The sequence below is a fragment of the Clostridia bacterium genome, from assembly GCA_036562685.1.
GTDB lineage: Bacteria > Bacillota > Clostridia > Christensenellales > DUVY01 > DUVY01.
The window spans coordinates 20,621-37,504 of the sequence record DATCJR010000143.1; the positions used below are offsets into that span (position 1 = coordinate 20,621).

The following is a 16,884-nucleotide window of genomic DNA, read 5'->3' on the forward strand; positions in this document are numbered from 1 at the left end:
ATAATGCAAAATAGTTTTTTTGCTTGACTATAAGTATTAATCATTAGTAATCTTAATATTAACAAAGCGATACTATAATTGATTAATCAAATAACTTTGTGATATACTAATTTTTATTTAAGAAGTTAAAGAAATGGCATTAATTGAAGTAAAAAATGTAAAATATGCTTATAATTTCAACGCTGATGATGCAATAGTCGCGGTCAACGATGTTTCCTTTAGTATTGAAGAAGGTGAGTTTGTAGCGCTTGTTGGACATAACGGCAGCGGCAAATCTACCCTTGCCAAAATGCTAAATGGGCTTGTTGAGCCCATGTCTGGTGACGTCATTGTCGACGGAATGAATACAAAAGATGAGTCGTTGTTATATGAAATAAGAAAGCAGGTAGGAGTAGTATTCCAAAACCCCGATAACCAAATGGTAGCAACTATAATAGAAGACGATGTGGCTTTTGGCCCTGAAAACTTGGGGCTTGAGCCTAAGGAAATAGAAAAGCGTGTGGATTGGGCATTAAATGCAGTAGGTATGCAGCAATTTAGAAAAGGTATGCCATTTCGTTTAAGCGGCGGTCAAAAACAAAGAATTGCAATAGCTGGTGTTTTGGCAATAGCACCTAGAGTACTTGTTTTGGATGAATCAACTTCGATGCTAGAGCCTAAAGGCAGAGAAGAAGTTTTGAATGTTATAAAAAAACTAAATAAAGAACAAAACATTACTGTAGTTTTAATTACGCATTATATGGATGAAGTTACTGAAGCAGACCGTATTATCGTTCTAAATGATGGTAAAATCGCATATGAAGGCGGAAAAGAGATTTTTCAAAGAGAAGAAGAACTAAGAAGCTACGGACTTGATGTCCCAGTGCATATTCATATTGCCAATGCTTTGAGAAATAATGGAATGAATATAAAAGATGATATTTGGACTCAAAAAGATTTGGAGGATGAACTATGCCGATTATTATAGACAATCTTTCATATACATATAGTCCTAATACAGCATTTGCCTATGATGCATTAAAAAACATAAGCCTTACAATAGATGACGGTGAATATGTCGGAATTATCGGACACACAGGAAGCGGAAAGTCCACATTTGTTTTGCATCTTAATGGACTTATTAAGCTTACTTCAGGTAAGATAGTAATTGACGGAATTGACCTTAGCAAGAAATACGATTACAAAAAATTAAGGTCTACTGTGGGCATAGTTTTTCAATATCCTGAATATCAGCTTTTTGACGAAACAGTAGAAAAAGACATCGCTTTTGGACCCAAAAATCTTGGGCTTAGCAAAGAAGAAGTAAATTATAGAGTGCGTTCTGCAATGGAAATGGTCGGACTTGATTATCAGAGTATAAAAGACCGTTCGCCTTTTGAGCTTTCTGGCGGACAAAAGCGCAGAGTGGCATTAGCAGGCGTTATAGCAATGCACCCTAAAATTTTGATATTGGACGAGCCTACAGCAGGACTTGACCCCAAAGGCAAACAAAATATCCTTAGTTTGGTAAATACAATAAAAAAAGCGTCTAATGCAACAATAATTATGATTAGTCATAACATGGATGAAGTTAACGAAAATTGCTCACGCATTGCTGTGCTTAATGATGGACAGTTAAAATATTATTTAAAACCAGATGAACTTACACGATACTGGCAAGAACTTGAAAAAATGGGCTTGGAATTATCAACTTCTGCTAAGATTGCTCAAAATCTCCGCGATAAAGGGATAGATTTAAGGCAGGGCATTGTAAAGCAAGAAGAACTGATTTCTGAAGTTCTAAAGCTGTATAAAGGAGACCGAAAGTGAGAGATATAGCTTTGGGACAATATTATCCATCTGATTCAATAATACATCGCATGGATCCGCGTTCTAAGATAATAATATCGGTGATGTATCTTGTCGCTATTTTCTTTATCAATACATATACCGTTTATCTCATTACTTTTTTGTTGCTGTTTTTTGTAATACTTTTGTCGCGTATTCCAATTAAGCTTGTTTTGAAAAGCATAAAGCCTATGCTTTATTTGATATTGTTTACAACAATAATCAACTTGTTTTTTACTTCAACCAAAGATAGTACTTTTGTTATTAATTTATATTTAAAAAAATGGGTAGTAAATAATAATATATTTAATGTTAAATGGGGCTTTTTACATATACGCATGACATGGACAGGCATAGATAATGCCTTGAAGATGGCTTTTAGACTTATATTATTGGTTATGGGACCTTCACTTTTGACACTCACTACAACCCCTGTAACCTTAACTGACGGCGTAGAAGCGCTAATGAAGCCTTTAAGAATATTTAGATTTCCTGTTCATGAATTGGCGCTGATTATGAGTATAACTCTTAAATTCATTCCTACCATTATGGAAGAAACAGATAAAATCATGATGGCACAGCGTGCAAGATGTGCTGATTTTGATAGCGGAAATTTATTTAAAAAAGCTAAGGCAATGTTGCCTGTTTTGATACCTTTGTTTGTAAGTTCTTTAAGACGTGCTGAAGAATTGGCGTATGCTATGGACTCACGCTGCTATAGGGGCAGCAAAGGCAGAACCAAAATGAAGGTACTCAAGATGTCTTTTAGAGATTATCTAGCATTGTTTTTAATTGCGGCATTTTTGTTTATGATTTTGGCTATAAAATATAATTGGTTTAACATCTGGTTTGGCATTAATATTTTTAGTTATTTGGTTTGATAAATGAGAGTTCTTTTAACCATAGAATATAGAGGCACCAATTATCACGGCTGGCAGAAGCAAAAAAATCTTATCACTATTTCTGAAACTATTGAAAATGCAATTTTTTCTATTACTGGCGAGCAAGTAACGCTACACGGAGCAGGGCGTACAGATGCAGGCGTGCATGCGTATAATATGAAAGCGCATTTTGATATACAGCACGGCTTGCCGCCTGAAAAATATGCTTTTGCGCTCAATAATGCATTGCCGTCCGATATTAAGATTAGAAAAAGCGAACAAGTTAACGATAATTTTCATAGCAGATTTGATGCTGTTAATAAGACATATCTTTATAAGATATATGTAGCTCCATATCCAAGCGGAGTATATTATGATACTCATTACTGCATTACCAAGAATTTGGATGTTGAAGCGATGAAAAAAGGCGCACAATATCTATTAGGCACACATGACTTTCGTGCCTTTATGTCTCAAGGCAGCAATCCATCTTCTACTGTTAGAACGATTTATGAAATAGATATTTTACAAAGAGAAATTGATGATGGATATGGAAAAGAAATAGTAGTAAAAATCAAAGGCAATTCATTTTTGTATAATATGGTCAGAATAATAGTAGCTCAGCTTATAAGAGTGGGAAGAAAAATTATACCACCTGAAGAAATTGAGGCTGCTTTAGAATCCAAAAATAGAAGGCGTGCAAGAGAAATTGCGCCGCCTCACGGATTGTATTTATACGAAATTAATTATTAGAAAAAGATATGTTCAACTAAGATTTTTATACCAAGTCCTATTAAAATAATTCCGCCTATAATCAAAGCCTTTTTTTCAAACTTTTTGCCAGCTAAATTTCCTATTTTTGAACCTATAATGCACATTATCATAGTGATTAATGCAATTATAAATGCAGACAGATAAATATTGACTTTTTCTATGGTTAAACTCAATCCGACTGCGAATGCATCTATGCTTGTGGCAACAGCTAAAATTAGAAGAACCTTATTAGAAGAATAATCAAGCGGGTGTTGGGGTTCGTCTTGAATAGAGTCTATTATCATTTTGCCGCCAATAAAAGCTAGCAGTCCAAAAGCTATCCAATGGGCAAATGCGTTTACAAAATCAATTAAAAATGTACCGAGCAGATATCCCAGCAGAGTCATTCCGCCTTGGAAAATCGCAAATAATGTAGCACATTTTAAACCAATTTTATTTTTGTTTGAACAATCGCATGCACCGCTTGCAGCAGAAGCAGCAGCGGCATCTATTGACAAACTCAAACCAAGAAGCACAACTGTTAAATATTTCATTATATAATCCTATACCTTAATTAAAAAAGACTTTTGACAACATGTCAAAAGTCAAAACCTTTAAGACAACTGCCAAAAGTATCTTATTTTTTGATATAAACAAGTCTTATATGGTTATTTTTTTCTTCATAATAATAAAGTATTATTTAATCTATTGTCAAGCTTGCAATAGACTTATTTCTTTTAGTTAGGCATGCATAATTTATTTATATTAAAAAATGTTTTGAGATATGATAACTGTGATATTTACTTGACATTAAGTTAATTTTTTAATAAAATATCTAAGCATCTATTAGGTGGATGTGTTTTTTTGTCATTAGCCCCGACAAAAGAATATCCACATGAATAAAATCATAATTAATAAGACTGTTTTATAATGGCGTGAAACGTTATAAAAATCAGGACTTATCAAAGGGTAAAAACTATGAAGACTTTTATGGCAAAAACACAAGAAATAGAAAGAAAATGGTATGTTGTTGATGCAGATGGTATTCCTTTGGGAAGATTAGCATCTCAAGTTGCTGCTATTTTGCGCGGAAAGAATAAACCCATTTTTACACCACATATTGATACAGGCGATCATGTAATTGTTATTAATTGTGATAAGGTTGTTTTAACAGGCAATAAGCTTGATCAAAAAGAAAAGAAAGCATATTCGGGTTATCCCGGCGGTCTAAAGACCACAGTATATCGCAAATATTTGGCTGAAAAATCTGATGAAGCAGTGTATGAAGCTGTTCAAGGCATGCTCCCTAAAAACAGTTTGGGTAGAGCTATGATTAAAAAGCTTCGCACATATAAAGGCGCAGAGCATAATCATCAGGCACAAAAACCCGAAGTTTTAGAATTATTTAAAAGATAGTAAGAGGTTATAATTATGGCGAAAATCGCAAGCAAAAAAAAGATACAATATTGGGGAACAGGCCGCAGAAAAAAGGCTATTGCACGTGTTAGACTTGTTCCGGGCGGAACCGGCAAGATTACAATCAATAAAAGAGATATTGATGAATTTTTTGGTTTGGATACATTAAAGTTAATAGTTCGTCAACCGCTAGAACTTACAAAATCAACTGACAAATGGGATATATTTGTTAATGTTCAAGGCGGAGGATTTACTGGTCAAGCAGGTGCTATAAGACACGGTATTTCAAGAGCTTTGGTTGAAGCTGATGCTGAATACAAGACAGTTTTGAAGCAAGCTGGTTTCTTGACAAGAGACCCTCGTATGAAAGAAAGAAAGAAATACGGTCTCAAGAAAGCACGTCGCGCACCTCAATTCTCAAAACGTTAATCATCACTATGCAAAAAGATTTTATCCTCTTTCAAAACGAAAGAGGATTTTTTATATTGTTAGATATAAAAAAAGGTATCCTTTAAAAGGGATACCTTTAAATATTTATTAAAAATTTTTATTTACGCAATTCTGATTTTATATCATTATAGAAAGCAGCTCTAGTAGCATTCATATAAGGCATTACAAATAATGAGACAAAAGGTATTATGCACAAAATTATCCAGCCTATAAAGCTAAGATCAAGTAGGAAAAGTTTGAATTTTTTGCCGCGCATTAATTGTCTGCTTGCTGTGATGCAATCATTTGCGCTCATATTAGGATTATCAATTGCTATAAATTCTGCCATCGCATAAGAGTAGCTTTTAATTATGCCAGGAATAAATAATAACATTGTCCACAAAATGGTATAAACAACTTTGAGCAAATGTAAAATAATAGTTCTTAAAAAATCGCCTTTAATAATTGGTTCAAAAAGTGAGCCATAAGAAGCATCTTCTCTTCGAACAGATCTCAAATAAAATAAGTACATACCAACATTAAAAGGGCCTAAAATAAAGAAACCTATTACTGTGCTAGTCAAGCCTGAAGTTATAATCATTGCCAATAGATTAAAGAGAATAGCTTTAATCCAATATTGGCTTACTGCATTCCAACCTAAACGGCGATAATCTTTGCATCTTTTCATGGTTTCCTCCCAATTCAACTAAAATCAGCATAGCATTTTTAAATTAAAGAGACAATAAATTAAAATTAAAAATTGATTAAAATACTATTAATAATCTCTAAACATTTTAATAAATCTTATATAAATGCTACAATTAATAAAGATATGAAAACAACTGTTTTTTATTACAGCGGTACGGGAAATTCTCTTTTTGTTGCAAAAAATCTTGCATTAAGTCTAGAAGGTCAGTGCATAAACATTTCAAAATACCTAAGTTCAAGCATTCAAGCAATAGATTCCGATGTTTTAGGATTTGTGATTCCGTGTTATGCTTATACTTATCCCAAAATCTTAAACAAGATAATAGAGAAAATTAGTTTTTCTAAAAATCCAAAATATGTTTTTGTCATAATAACTTATGGTTCGAGCTTTTCTAGGGCAGGCATAAAGTTTATTAAAAAACTGAAAAAGATTGGACTTAAAACAGTTTATTTTAGGGGAATTATAATGCCTGAAAATTATATTGCTATTTTTCGTCCTGACCAAAAAAGTGTGATTGACCAAAAATTAACCAATGCTAAGCAAAAAATACAAGAAATCGCAAATGATATAAAAAATGAAGTTTATTATATTGAAAAGCATAATAGATTTTTGGATTATATAAAGACTTCAATAATAGGCTCCGTTTTTAATGGCTTTTTGCCTTTTTCTCATGTTTTTTTCAAAGCTAAAAAATGCTGTTCGTCTTGCGGAATATGCACTAAAGTTTGTCCTACACATAATGTAGTTTTAAAAAAAGGAAAGCCAAAATGGCATAACCATTGTACACAATGTATGGCGTGTCTTAATTGGTGTCCTCAAAAATGTATCGACTATACGCCATTAACAAAAAGAAGAGAAAGATATACTAATCCAGAGATTGATTTTAGGGAATTGATATAAGAAATATAAATAAGTGTAATAGGTTAGTAATACCTTATTTTTCACAATTTTTGTGAAAAAAAGTGCGGAAAGAGCTGTTGTTTGGCAATCCATGCAAGATTATATGAAATTTGCAAATATGCGCATATTTGCAGATGAATTGTTATAATGCTATAATTAAAAAATAATGAAAAAGATTGTTGAATGTATTCCTAATTTTAGCACTTCAGACCCTCAGATTTTAAAAATACTAAAAGACTGTTTTGAAAAATACGGGGTTTTAATTGATTATGAGTGCGATGTAGACCATAACCGTTCTGTAATTACTTCGGCTGGCAATCCAAAAAAAGTTGTAAAGGCAATAATAGAGGCAGTAGGAGTAGCTGTCAAACATATTGACCTTAATCATCATAAAGGCGTTCATCCAAGAATGGGTGCTGCTGATGTCATTCCTTTTGTTCCTGTAAAAAATATGACCATGGATGAAGCTGTAAAAATATCTAAAAAAGTAGGAAAAACTATTGCGAAAAGATTTGGCGTTCCTATATTTTTATATGCTAATTCTGCAACCGCACCTAATAAAGTGCAATTATCTGATATAAGACGGGGCGGCTTTGAAAATATGGCTCAAAAAATGCAAGATCCCCAATGGCAGCCTGATTACGGTCAAAACATACCGCATAAAACAGCCGGTGTTACGGCTTGCGGAGCAAGGGATTTTTTGGTTGCTTATAATATTAATCTTAATACATCAGATGTTAATATTGCAAAAAGCATTGCGTCAAAGATAAGAGAATCTAACGGTGGATTAAGGGGCGTAAAAGCATTAGGACTTATGCTAGAAAGCATTAATACCGCGCAGGTTTCTATGAATATAACAGACTGCGATGCTGTTTCACTTTATCAGGTATTTTCCACTGTAAAAAAGTTAGCAGAAGAACAAGGCGTAAGCATAAAAAATAGTGAGCTAATAGGTTATTTACCTATGCACATAATTTCAAAAAGCCTAAAAGAAGCCGTTTTATTCGATGATTTTGACGAAAATCGAGTATTAGAATATAAGCTATGGAATAAATAAAAAGAACATCTTATCTAAGACTTATTTTAAGCATAAATTTAATCATTTTATTAGTTTTTATTAATAAATTTTTAATAATTGATTGATATACTTAATATATTAATTTTAATGGAGGATTTTTATGTTTAAAAAGACGATAGGCAAGCCTTTGGAAAAAGTGCTTGACGTAATAGGCGAAGTCTTGGCCTTTTTGGTTATATTGCTTCTGGCTTTTTCTTTTATTAACACAGCTTTTGGCTTAACTGACAATGAAATACTTCTTAAAGTTATTGCCATAACCAAAACATATGCCATAATAGGCGTAGTAGCGATTGTAGGACTTGAATTTGTTATAGACAAGGGGTTGATTCTCACACTTATTTATCTTGCGCTAGTAGCAGTAGTAGTTATCTTCTCATTCTTCCCTGAAGTGCAAGCACAAATAATGAATCAATTTGCCAAACTAGCGTTAAAAGCATAATACTATTATAAATAAAAAGGCAGTTAAAAAACTGCCTTTTTTTATGTGCAAATGTACATATATTAAATTATTTTAAAAACTTTAAACTTTAAAATATTATGTAGGTATGCATATATGTGCATATATACCGATAGGGTAGAGAATAGGGTTTTATTTTTTACATAATACTTTATTTTAAAACTTTAATTAATATAAAATTCTACTTAACGTTTTTTTGTGTTTATCTCAAATCATTGTAAAATAGAACAATGAGTGATATAATATTTCCAATATTTTGTAAAAAGGCAAGGGTTTTGTGGCGGTAGTAAAATTATTTAGTAAAGACGAGCTTTTAGAAGCTAAAAAGCTACTCAAAATCTATATTACAGCTATCATAGTTAGTTTTGTAATTTTGACAGCCGTTAATGTTTTGATTGTGGTATTTAGACACAATCTTGGAGTATCGCTTGCAAAAATGCTTAACATCATTTTGACGGCTGTATATTTATGTGTACTTTGGTTTTTCTTTTCATTAAAATTTCGTCTTACTCGACAATATTATAAAACACTAAAAAACATTTTCACAGGATTAACAGAAACATATACCGGAAAATTCTTATACTTTGACGACAACATCACACAAAAAGACGGAGTTCAATATTATGTGATGATGTTAGAAGAAAAGATGTTTAAGCGCCCTGATATGCCTCAAAGACGTGTTTTGATTAGAAAAGATTTGGAACATCCGCCTTTTTCTCCAGGCGATGTAATCAAATATAGATCTCATGCAGGTATATTACTTGAATATGAAATTATCAGTAAAGCTGAGGTAGAATAATGCGTGCTATTGTTACAGTTATAGGCAAAGATAAAGCAGGCATCATAGCCAAGGTAAGTACTTATCTTACCCAAATAGGTGCCAACATAGAAGACATAAGCCAAACACTTTTGCAGGATTATTTTGTTATGATTATGTTAGTGGATATAACAAAATGCAATAAGAAAATATCCGATATCCAAAAAGATTTTGACATTATGGGTGTAGAAATCGGAGTTAATGCACGCATTCAGCACGAAGATATCTTTAATTCGATGCATAAGATATAAGGTTTGACATGATTAATAATAACGAGATATTGGAAACAATACAAATGATAGACAGTCAGCATTTGGATGTTCGTACCATTACTATGGCGATATCCTTATTTGACTGTATCGGAGAGACCCCTAAATCCACAGCCCAAAGAGTATATGACAAGATATGCAAGTTAGCTTGCAACCTTGTTAAAACAGGCGAAGACATAGCGAGTGATTATGGAATACCTATTGTCAACAAGCGTATTTCTGTAACACCAATAAGTCTGATAGGTGCTAATTCTTTGGGATATATAGAGATCGCCAAGGCATTAGATCGTGCGGCAAATACTACCGGAGTGGACTTTTTGGGAGGTTATACTGCTCTTGTTCACAAAGGCATGACTGATTGGGAAAGATATTTTATAGAAACTATTCCCGAAGCATTGGCTTCTACTCAAAAAGTATGCAGCTCAGTCAATGTCGCAAGCACTAAGTCTGGCATCAACATGGATGCTGTAAAAATGATGGGCAAAATCATCAAACATACTGCTAGATTAACCAAAGACCATGACAGTATAGGCTGTGCAAAACTTGTAGTGTTTGCAAACTCAGTTGAGGACAATCCTTTTATGGCAGGCGCATTTAATGGAGTAGGCGAAGGCGATGCCGTTATAAATGTAGGTGTAAGCGGTCCAGGCGTAGTTAAAGTTGCATTAGAAAAAGTACGTGGACGCGATCTAACAGTGGTAGCCGAAACCATAAAAAAGACCGCATTCAAAATCACAAGAGTAGGTCAGCTTGTTGCTAAAGAAGCAGCAAAAAGACTTAATGCGCAATTCGGTATTGTGGATTTGTCGCTAGCACCCACACCTCTTGCAGGAGACAGCGTTGCCCAGATACTTGAAGAGATGGGCTTAGAAAGCGTAGGCGCTCACGGAACTACGGCTTGTCTTGCAATTTTGAATGATGCAGTTAAAAAAGGCGGCATTATGGCAAGCAGTCATACGGGCGGATTGAGCGGTGCATTTATTCCTGTTAGTGAAGATGCAGGAATGATTGCAGGAGTGGAAAAAGGCTCTTTATCGCTTGAAAAGTTAGAAGCCATGACATGTGTTTGCAGCGTAGGACTTGATATGATAGCTATACCTGGAGATACCGACGAAAAGATAATTTCAGCAATTATTGCGGACGAATGCGCGATCGGTGTAATTAATAATAAAACAACAGCAGTAAGACTTATCCCTGTTGAAGGAAAAACAGTGGGACAAAAAGTTGAATTTGGCGGACTGTTGGGCAGTGCTCCAATAATGCCTGTTAATAAATTCAGACCTGACAGCTTTATTGACCGTGGTGGCAGAGTACCTGCGCCAGTTCATTCAAATAAAAATTAATAAGGACGGTTAAAAAAATGGAAAAAATTTTGAAGCGTGAAGAAGTTGATCCCAAGTACAAATGGAAATTGGAAGATATGTATGCCACAGATGATTTGTGGGAAAGTGAATTTAAGGAATTGCAATCACAATTACCCGAATTTTCTAAATATGTTGGCAAACTCAAAGATGAAGATACAATTTTGAAGCTGTTGAAATTTTCAGATGAATTCAACGCCACATTAGAAAAACTTTATGTATATGCTTTTTGCAGAAGAGACGAAAATACCGTTAATGACAAATATGTTGGAATGTACAATAAGATAGCTATGTTTGCTAGTCAAGCATCTACTGAAACCAGCTTTATTAATCCTGAATTATCAGAATTGCCTAAAGAAAAACTAGAAGCAATAGCAGCTAATCCTGATTTTTCAGAATATGATTATATGTTTAAGGTATTGATCAAGAGAAAAGAGCATATCCTGAGCCAAAATGAAGAAAAGCTTTTGTCAATGGTAGGCGATTTTTCTGGCGATTTCCAAGATATCTTCCAAATGATTGATAACGCTGACTTTGCACCGCCTGAAATTGAAGTTGATGGAAAACCCGTTAAAGTTTCACATGGCAATTATGGTGTATTGATGCAAAATACTGACAAAGATGTAAGAAAAAGAGCATATAAGGCATATTATGCTGAATACAAAAAAGTACTTAATACAATAGGTGCAAACTATTACGCCAATGTAAAAAAAGACGTATTTTATGCAAAGGCAAGAAAATTTAACAGTTATCTAGAACAGGCTGTTGCAGCAGAAGATGTTCCGGTTGATGTTTATAACGCACTTATTAAAGCTGTTAACGAAAATCTTGATGTATTACACAAATATATCGAATTGAGAAAAAGAGTACTTAATAATCCTGAATACAATATGTATGATATGTATGTTCCTCTTGTGGAAAATGCTGACCTTGCTTTGGAATTTGACGAAGCTAAAGAGCTTATAAAAGAAGGTCTAAAACCCTTAGGAGAGGAATACGCAGCGCTTTTGGATCAGGCATTTAATACAGGCTGGATAGACGTGTATGAGACAGAAAACAAAAGAAGCGGCGGATACTGCATTGATGCAACAAAATCACATCCTTTTGTTTTGTTAAACTATACCAAGACGACACGTGAAGTATTTACAGTAGCACACGAACTAGGACATGCAATGCATAGCTATTATTCTTCAAAGTATCAGCCTATAGCCAAGGCAAGATATGAGATATTTGTAGCAGAAGTTGCTTCTACAGTTAACGAAATGCTTTTGTTAGAGCATCTATTGAAAAAAGAAAAAGACGAATCAATAAAGAAATATCTCTTGTCATACAGACTTGATTCTATAAGAACAACTTTGTTCCGTCAGACTCAGTTTGCTGAATTTGAGAAAAAGGCACATGATCTGGTAGAACAAGGCGAACCCTTGACACCTAATCTTTTGAGCTCTATTTATGGTGATATCAATAAGCGTTATTACGGCGAAGCTGTTACCTATGATGATGAAATTTCAATAGAATGGGCAAGAATTCCTCATTTCTATCGTTCTTTCTATGTATATAAATATGCTACCGGTATAACAGCAGCTATTGATATTTCACAAAGAATATTATCAGGTGAAAAAGGATTCTTAGAAAAATATATGAATTTCTTGAAGGCTGGCGGTTCAAAATCACCTTACGAGATTATGAAAGATTTGGGTATTGACCTTGCTACACCCGCTCCCTACAAGAAAGCTATGGATGTATTTAAGAACACAGTAGAACAATTAGATAAATTGATATGAGAAAAATAAAAGTTGTTTTCTTAATAAGTATATTATGTCTTTGTCTGAGCGGCTGCGCTACAGTCGAATATTTCCATTCTGATAATTACGACTATTCAGTCGCTCAAGGCTACAAGGTATATCTTGAAGAAGACTATCTAAAAGCAAAGGGTTATGAACTAAAAGACATGAAAGAGTTTTTGTTCAAATTCTTTGCGCTTTATGCTGGGGAAGTGCTTGATCAAGATGATATTGAAGATGATTTGGTCAAGCGCTCTTTTAGCGAGCTAGATATGAGCTGGGAATTGAGCTTTAAAAAAGAAAACAACAAAGCTGTAGTTTGTTTTTCTCAAATATTTACAGATCAGACGGCTTATAACAACTATTTTGGAAATGATGGTAAAAGCGATGGCGAGTCATCTAGAGTGGTAGAAAAGGGCTTTTTCTATTACAGAATAATTGACACTATCCAATCTCCTTTTTTGATTGTTAAACAAAGCTGGAATGATCTTTATGACGAAGAATTTTATACTGTAAAAAAGGACAACCAAACATATATTGATTTTGCAAGAGTTTTTGTCTTGGGAATCAAAAATAGTGCAGGGGAAGTAGTTTTCAAAGGATTTAGAGAAGAATTCCCCAATATTCCCCAAGATGATATAAAAGAACTATTATACCGTTTTGTTTTGTCTTATGGTAGAGGTAGAATGGAAGATACAGCAGACAGAGTGGAACATGGCGTATTGCTGACAAGTTTGATTTGGGAAAGAAATGACGAAACAATTGGCAATGAAATAAAATTGGTAACTCTAAAGCCCAACAGCGTAGGTTGGAATATATTAGCGCTTGTATTAACAGCTTTATTTGCGGGAATACTGGTGTTGGTGGCTTTTTTTGTAAAGAAGAACCGTCCTAAAATAACACCTGTTCAACCCGTTCCTCCTAAGGTTCCCCCGTCTGTTTTCGGAGATGAATACCGATAATACTTTTTTATTGCCTCAAACATTAAAATATTAAAAAACAATCGGGGGCATTTTTTGCCCCCGAAATTTTAAATAAAGGATTTTTAAAGCTTAACGATTTTTCGTTAAGCTTAATTGTGCAAAAAGGAATATGACTAATAATCACATAAGAAATGTAGCTATAATTGCTCATGTTGACCATGGTAAAACAACATTGGTTGACCAAATGCTCCGTCAAGGCGGAATGTTTAGACAAAATCAAAATGTTCAGGAAAGAGTTATGGACTCTAACGCCATTGAGCGTGAGAGAGGAATAACAATTCTTGCAAAAAACACTTCAGTAAAATACGGCAATTATAAAATAAATGTCATCGATACCCCGGGACACGCGGATTTTGGCGGAGAAGTTGAAAGAGTACTAAAAATGGTTAACGGCGTATTATTGATAGTTGATGCAGCTGAAGGTCCTATGCCTCAGACTAGATTTGTGTTGCAAAAGGCTTTGGAACTTAATCATCGCGTTATAATTTGCATTAACAAAATTGACCGTCCTGATTCCAGACTTAATGAAGTGCAAGATGAGATACTAGAGTTGTTGCTAGAACTTGATGCAAGCGGTGAACAGCTAAACAGCCCTGTTTTGTTTTGTTCAGGCAGAGACGGTACAGCGTCGCTTTCGGCAAATGAGCCTGGAAAAAATCTTATTCCGCTTTTTGAAACGATCATTAGGTATATTCCTGCTCCTGAAGGTGATGCAGAAGGCCCGTTACAAATGCTTGTATCTGCATTGGATTATAGCGATTATGTAGGAAGCATAGGAATTGGCAGAATAGAACGCGGTACTATTTATGTCAACCAGCCGGTCGTTATAACTGATTATCATAATTTGCGTCCCGTAAGAAAAGCCAAGGTAAGCAACATATACCAATTTGAAGGACTTCAAAGAGTGGTAGTTGAAAAGGCTTCTGTGGGAGATATTGTGTGCGTAAGCGGTATGGAAGGCGTCACAATAGGCGATACAATATGCGACATCAACGCACCTGAGCCTATACCTTTTGTAAAAATAAGCGAGCCTAGTGTGGAAATGACTTTTGCTGTCAATGACAGTCCTTTTGCAGGTAAAGAAGGAAAGTATGTAACCAGCAGGCACTTAAGAGAAAGACTGTATAAAGAAACTATAAAAGATGTCAGCTTAAGAGTATCAGATACCGATACAGCAGAAGCATTTAAGGTATGCGGAAGAGGAGAAATGCATCTTTCCATTTTGATAGAGACAATGAGACGTGAAGGCTATGAGTTCCAAGTAAGCATGCCTAAAGTTTTGTTTAAAGAAATAGATGGTCAGCGTTATGAGCCGGTCGATACTCTTGTTGTCGATGTTCCTGCTGAAAGTGTAGGCGTCGTCATGGAAAAAATGGGCATAAGAAAAGGCGAGCTTGTGCACATGAATCCACAAGGCAACCGCATGCGTATGGAATTTACTATTCCGTCAAGAGGTCTATTTGGATACAAGTCTGAGTTTTTAACAGATACCAAAGGCGAAGGCATTTTAAGTTCTGTCTTTAAAGGCTATGAACCGTATAAGGGCGAAATCGTAAGACGTCAAGTGGGCGCATTGATTGCATGGGAAACAGGCGAAGCTGTTCCTTATGGGCTGTTTAATGCTCAAGAAAGAGGACAGTTGTTTATTGGACCTGGTACTCCTGTATATATGGGTATGGTTGTGGGCGCCAATCCAAAAAATGAGGATTTGGTTGTTAATGTTTGCAAGAAAAAACAGCTTACCAATATGCGTGCAGCAGGCAGCGATGAAGCGTTGAGATTGACTCCGCCCAAGATTTTGTCATTGGAAGAAGCCCTAGAATTTTTGGGCGATGATGAGTATTTGGAAGTGACGCCAAAAAATTTTCGTATTAGAAAGAAAATTTTGGACACTGGACTTCGTGCAAAAGCCAATAAGAAATAGCATTTATTATGTTATAATGGATATAACATATTTCGGAGGGGATAATGGCAGACCAAAACAAAACGACCGCGAAAAAACGGAGCGTTTTGCAATCTACGCATAGAATGCCGCACAACTTAGACGCCGAACAAGCTGTTCTTGGTTGTATGCTCATAGATAATAATGCGGCGATATACATAATTCAGGAACTTGATAAAAACAGTTTTTATTCGGAAGCACATCAGATTATTTTTGAAGCAATGGACAGCGTGCTTTCTCGACCTGATATAAATAATACGCTTGATGTCATAACATTGACAGACGAACTTGAAAAAAGAGGTCAGTTGCAAAGCGCAGGAGGTATTCAATATATTACTTCCTTGGCTTCCATTGTTCCTACTTCTGCCAATTACAAAAAACATACTGAAATTGTTAAGTCCAAGGCAATGCTAAGACGCATCATAGAGACTTGTTCTTATGCTGTAGAACAAGCCTATGAAAATGAAGATGCGGAAATGGTTTTGTCTAATGCTGAAAATTCATTATATGACATAAGCAAAGAACAAGAACGAAACGAACTAGTCAATGTAAAAGAACTTAGCGTTACTGTGTTGCAAAAACTTGACGACCTAAAAGACCCTGCCAACAGATTAGGCATACCTACTGGATTTATAGGACTTGATAATGTACTTAATGGGCTTCATCCTTCAGACCTTATTCTTATAGCAGCTCGTCCTGGTATTGGTAAAACAGCGCTTGCAATGAACATTATGTCCAATATCGCGCTAAATGTGGGAAGAAAAGTTACCGAAGGACAAAAGCCAAAATTACATTGCGCTGTGTTTTCTTTGGAAATGTCAAGAGAACAGCTTATGCAAAGATTGATTTGTTCGGTAGCTGGAGTATCTATGACGCATGCCGCTAAGGGTACCCTGACAGCGGAGGAATGGAAAAAGATATTTGCAGCAACCAAGCTTTTGGATAATTGCGAATTATACATAGACGACACTTCATATATTCGTCCTCAGGAAATTTTGAACAAATGCCTTAGAATGCGAAAAGAAAAAGGGCTTGATGTTGTAATGATTGACTATTTGCAGCTTATCACCCCTAACAAAGAACGCGCTGATTCGCGCGCCCAAGAAGTTGCAGATATCACTAGATTTCTAAAAATTACAGCAAAAGAACTAAACGTTCCTATTCTGCTACTAAGTCAGTTGTCAAGAAAAAGCGAAGAAAGAAAAGGCGAACCTCAATTGTCAGACCTTCGTGAATCTGGCGCTATCGAACAGGATGCCGATATAGTAATGTTTATAC

At 35.0% G+C, this 16,884-nt stretch carries 18 protein-coding genes; 16 read left to right on the top strand and 2 right to left on the bottom strand.

Going from position 1 to position 16,884, the window contains the following annotated elements:
- Nucleotides 1-133 precede the first annotated feature (133 nt).
- The 4 genes from VIL26_06675 to truA are packed head-to-tail and all read left to right on the top strand — an operon-like array spanning nucleotide 134 to nucleotide 3,461.
- Nucleotides 134-967, top strand: coding sequence for an energy-coupling factor transporter ATPase (locus VIL26_06675; GenBank protein HEY8390612.1), 834 nt, complete (start codon nucleotides 134-136; stop codon nucleotides 965-967).
- A complete protein-coding gene (locus VIL26_06680) occupies nucleotides 952-1,809 on the top strand; it encodes an energy-coupling factor transporter ATPase (GenBank protein ID HEY8390613.1) in 858 nt (285 codons plus the stop codon). Before VIL26_06675 ends, VIL26_06680 begins: the two co-directional genes overlap by 16 nt.
- On the top strand, nucleotides 1,806-2,708 hold the full coding sequence (locus VIL26_06685; GenBank protein ID HEY8390614.1) for an energy-coupling factor transporter transmembrane component T: 903 nt from the start codon (nucleotides 1,806-1,808) through the stop codon (nucleotides 2,706-2,708). Before VIL26_06680 ends, VIL26_06685 begins: the two co-directional genes overlap by 4 nt.
- A 3-nt stretch (nucleotides 2,709-2,711) precedes the next feature.
- A complete protein-coding gene (truA, locus tag VIL26_06690) occupies nucleotides 2,712-3,461 on the top strand; it encodes a tRNA pseudouridine(38-40) synthase TruA (protein ID HEY8390615.1) in 750 nt (249 codons plus the stop codon).
- On the opposite strand, the gene VIL26_06695 is transcribed toward truA, so the two are convergent.
- On the bottom strand, nucleotides 3,458-4,015 hold the full coding sequence (locus tag VIL26_06695) for a manganese efflux pump MntP family protein (GenBank protein ID HEY8390616.1): 558 nt from the start codon (nucleotides 4,013-4,015) through the stop codon (nucleotides 3,458-3,460). The two genes, truA and VIL26_06695, sit on opposite strands and share 4 nt — an antisense overlap.
- Nucleotides 4,016-4,439: 424 nt before the next feature.
- On the opposite strand from VIL26_06695, the gene rplM reads away from it, so the two are divergent.
- The gene (gene rplM / locus VIL26_06700) at nucleotides 4,440-4,877 is read left to right on the top strand and encodes a 50S ribosomal protein L13 (GenBank protein HEY8390617.1); all 438 of its coding nucleotides are present in this window, start codon (nucleotides 4,440-4,442) and stop codon (nucleotides 4,875-4,877) included.
- A gap of 15 nt (nucleotides 4,878-4,892) precedes the next feature.
- Nucleotides 4,893-5,306, top strand: coding sequence for a 30S ribosomal protein S9 (gene rpsI / locus VIL26_06705; GenBank protein ID HEY8390618.1), 414 nt, complete (start codon nucleotides 4,893-4,895; stop codon nucleotides 5,304-5,306).
- Between the two features lie 118 nt (nucleotides 5,307-5,424).
- Here the strand turns inward: rpsI and VIL26_06710 are convergent, their stop codons facing one another.
- Nucleotides 5,425-5,994 carry a DUF975 family protein gene (locus VIL26_06710; protein ID HEY8390619.1) on the bottom strand — a complete coding sequence of 190 codons (570 nt, stop codon included), beginning with the start codon at nucleotides 5,992-5,994 and terminating at the stop codon, nucleotides 5,425-5,427.
- Nucleotides 5,995-6,138: 144 nt separating this feature from the next.
- Here VIL26_06710 and VIL26_06715 point away from each other — a divergent pair, with 144 nt between their 5' ends.
- From VIL26_06715 to dnaB, 10 genes are all read left to right on the top strand, one after another.
- The gene (locus tag VIL26_06715; protein ID HEY8390620.1) at nucleotides 6,139-6,915 is read left to right on the top strand and encodes an EFR1 family ferrodoxin; all 777 of its coding nucleotides are present in this window, start codon (nucleotides 6,139-6,141) and stop codon (nucleotides 6,913-6,915) included.
- A gap of 166 nt (nucleotides 6,916-7,081) precedes the next feature.
- Nucleotides 7,082-7,972, top strand: a complete 891-nt coding sequence (ftcD, locus tag VIL26_06720) for a glutamate formimidoyltransferase (GenBank protein ID HEY8390621.1) — start codon at nucleotides 7,082-7,084, stop codon at nucleotides 7,970-7,972.
- 121 nt (nucleotides 7,973-8,093) lie between these two features.
- Nucleotides 8,094-8,432 (top strand): hypothetical protein, encoded by a 339-nt coding sequence (locus VIL26_06725; GenBank protein ID HEY8390622.1) that lies wholly within the window; start codon nucleotides 8,094-8,096, stop codon nucleotides 8,430-8,432.
- Between the two features lie 295 nt (nucleotides 8,433-8,727).
- Nucleotides 8,728-9,249: a hypothetical protein gene (locus VIL26_06730; protein ID HEY8390623.1), complete on the top strand. Its 522-nt coding sequence runs from the start codon at nucleotides 8,728-8,730 to the stop codon at nucleotides 9,247-9,249.
- Nucleotides 9,249-9,518, top strand: a complete 270-nt coding sequence (locus VIL26_06735; GenBank protein ID HEY8390624.1) for an ACT domain-containing protein — start codon at nucleotides 9,249-9,251, stop codon at nucleotides 9,516-9,518. The genes VIL26_06730 and VIL26_06735 overlap by 1 nt, the downstream gene beginning before the upstream one ends.
- 8 nt (nucleotides 9,519-9,526) lie before the next feature.
- Nucleotides 9,527-10,879: a PFL family protein gene (locus tag VIL26_06740; GenBank protein HEY8390625.1), complete on the top strand. Its 1,353-nt coding sequence runs from the start codon at nucleotides 9,527-9,529 to the stop codon at nucleotides 10,877-10,879.
- A gap of 17 nt (nucleotides 10,880-10,896) precedes the next feature.
- On the top strand, nucleotides 10,897-12,681 hold the full coding sequence (gene pepF / locus VIL26_06745) for an oligoendopeptidase F (protein HEY8390626.1): 1,785 nt from the start codon (nucleotides 10,897-10,899) through the stop codon (nucleotides 12,679-12,681).
- Nucleotides 12,678-13,643 carry a hypothetical protein gene (locus VIL26_06750; protein HEY8390627.1) on the top strand — a complete coding sequence of 322 codons (966 nt, stop codon included), beginning with the start codon at nucleotides 12,678-12,680 and terminating at the stop codon, nucleotides 13,641-13,643. The genes pepF and VIL26_06750 overlap by 4 nt, the downstream gene beginning before the upstream one ends.
- A 130-nt stretch (nucleotides 13,644-13,773) precedes the next feature.
- Nucleotides 13,774-15,588 carry a translational GTPase TypA gene (typA, locus tag VIL26_06755; protein ID HEY8390628.1) on the top strand — a complete coding sequence of 605 codons (1,815 nt, stop codon included), beginning with the start codon at nucleotides 13,774-13,776 and terminating at the stop codon, nucleotides 15,586-15,588.
- A 44-nt stretch (nucleotides 15,589-15,632) separates the two neighbouring features.
- The coding region (dnaB, locus tag VIL26_06760) for a replicative DNA helicase (GenBank protein HEY8390629.1) at nucleotides 15,633-16,884 on the top strand (1,252 nt) is incomplete at its 3' end.

What these genes read in the sequence shown, in the direction of transcription:
- VIL26_06675 (HEY8390612.1), top strand. Translation starts at nt 134, where the DNA reads ATGGCATTAATTGAAGTAAAAAATGTAAAATATGCTTATAATTTCAAC.
- VIL26_06680 (HEY8390613.1), top strand. Translation starts at nt 952, where the DNA reads ATGCCGATTATTATAGACAATCTTTCATATACATATAGTCCTAATACA.
- truA (HEY8390615.1), top strand. Translation starts at nt 2,712, where the DNA reads ATGAGAGTTCTTTTAACCATAGAATATAGAGGCACCAATTATCACGGC.
- VIL26_06695 (HEY8390616.1), bottom strand. Translation starts at nt 4,015, where the DNA reads ATGAAATATTTAACAGTTGTGCTTCTTGGTTTGAGTTTGTCAATAGAT.
- rplM (HEY8390617.1), top strand. Translation starts at nt 4,440, where the DNA reads ATGAAGACTTTTATGGCAAAAACACAAGAAATAGAAAGAAAATGGTAT.
- rpsI (HEY8390618.1), top strand. Translation starts at nt 4,893, where the DNA reads ATGGCGAAAATCGCAAGCAAAAAAAAGATACAATATTGGGGAACAGGC.
- VIL26_06710 (HEY8390619.1), bottom strand. Translation starts at nt 5,994, where the DNA reads ATGAAAAGATGCAAAGATTATCGCCGTTTAGGTTGGAATGCAGTAAGC.
- VIL26_06715 (HEY8390620.1), top strand. Translation starts at nt 6,139, where the DNA reads ATGAAAACAACTGTTTTTTATTACAGCGGTACGGGAAATTCTCTTTTT.
- ftcD (HEY8390621.1), top strand. Translation starts at nt 7,082, where the DNA reads ATGAAAAAGATTGTTGAATGTATTCCTAATTTTAGCACTTCAGACCCT.
- VIL26_06725 (HEY8390622.1), top strand. Translation starts at nt 8,094, where the DNA reads ATGTTTAAAAAGACGATAGGCAAGCCTTTGGAAAAAGTGCTTGACGTA.
- VIL26_06735 (HEY8390624.1), top strand. Translation starts at nt 9,249, where the DNA reads ATGCGTGCTATTGTTACAGTTATAGGCAAAGATAAAGCAGGCATCATA.
- VIL26_06740 (HEY8390625.1), top strand. Translation starts at nt 9,527, where the DNA reads ATGATTAATAATAACGAGATATTGGAAACAATACAAATGATAGACAGT.
- pepF (HEY8390626.1), top strand. Translation starts at nt 10,897, where the DNA reads ATGGAAAAAATTTTGAAGCGTGAAGAAGTTGATCCCAAGTACAAATGG.
- VIL26_06750 (HEY8390627.1), top strand. Translation starts at nt 12,678, where the DNA reads ATGAGAAAAATAAAAGTTGTTTTCTTAATAAGTATATTATGTCTTTGT.
- typA (HEY8390628.1), top strand. Translation starts at nt 13,774, where the DNA reads ATGACTAATAATCACATAAGAAATGTAGCTATAATTGCTCATGTTGAC.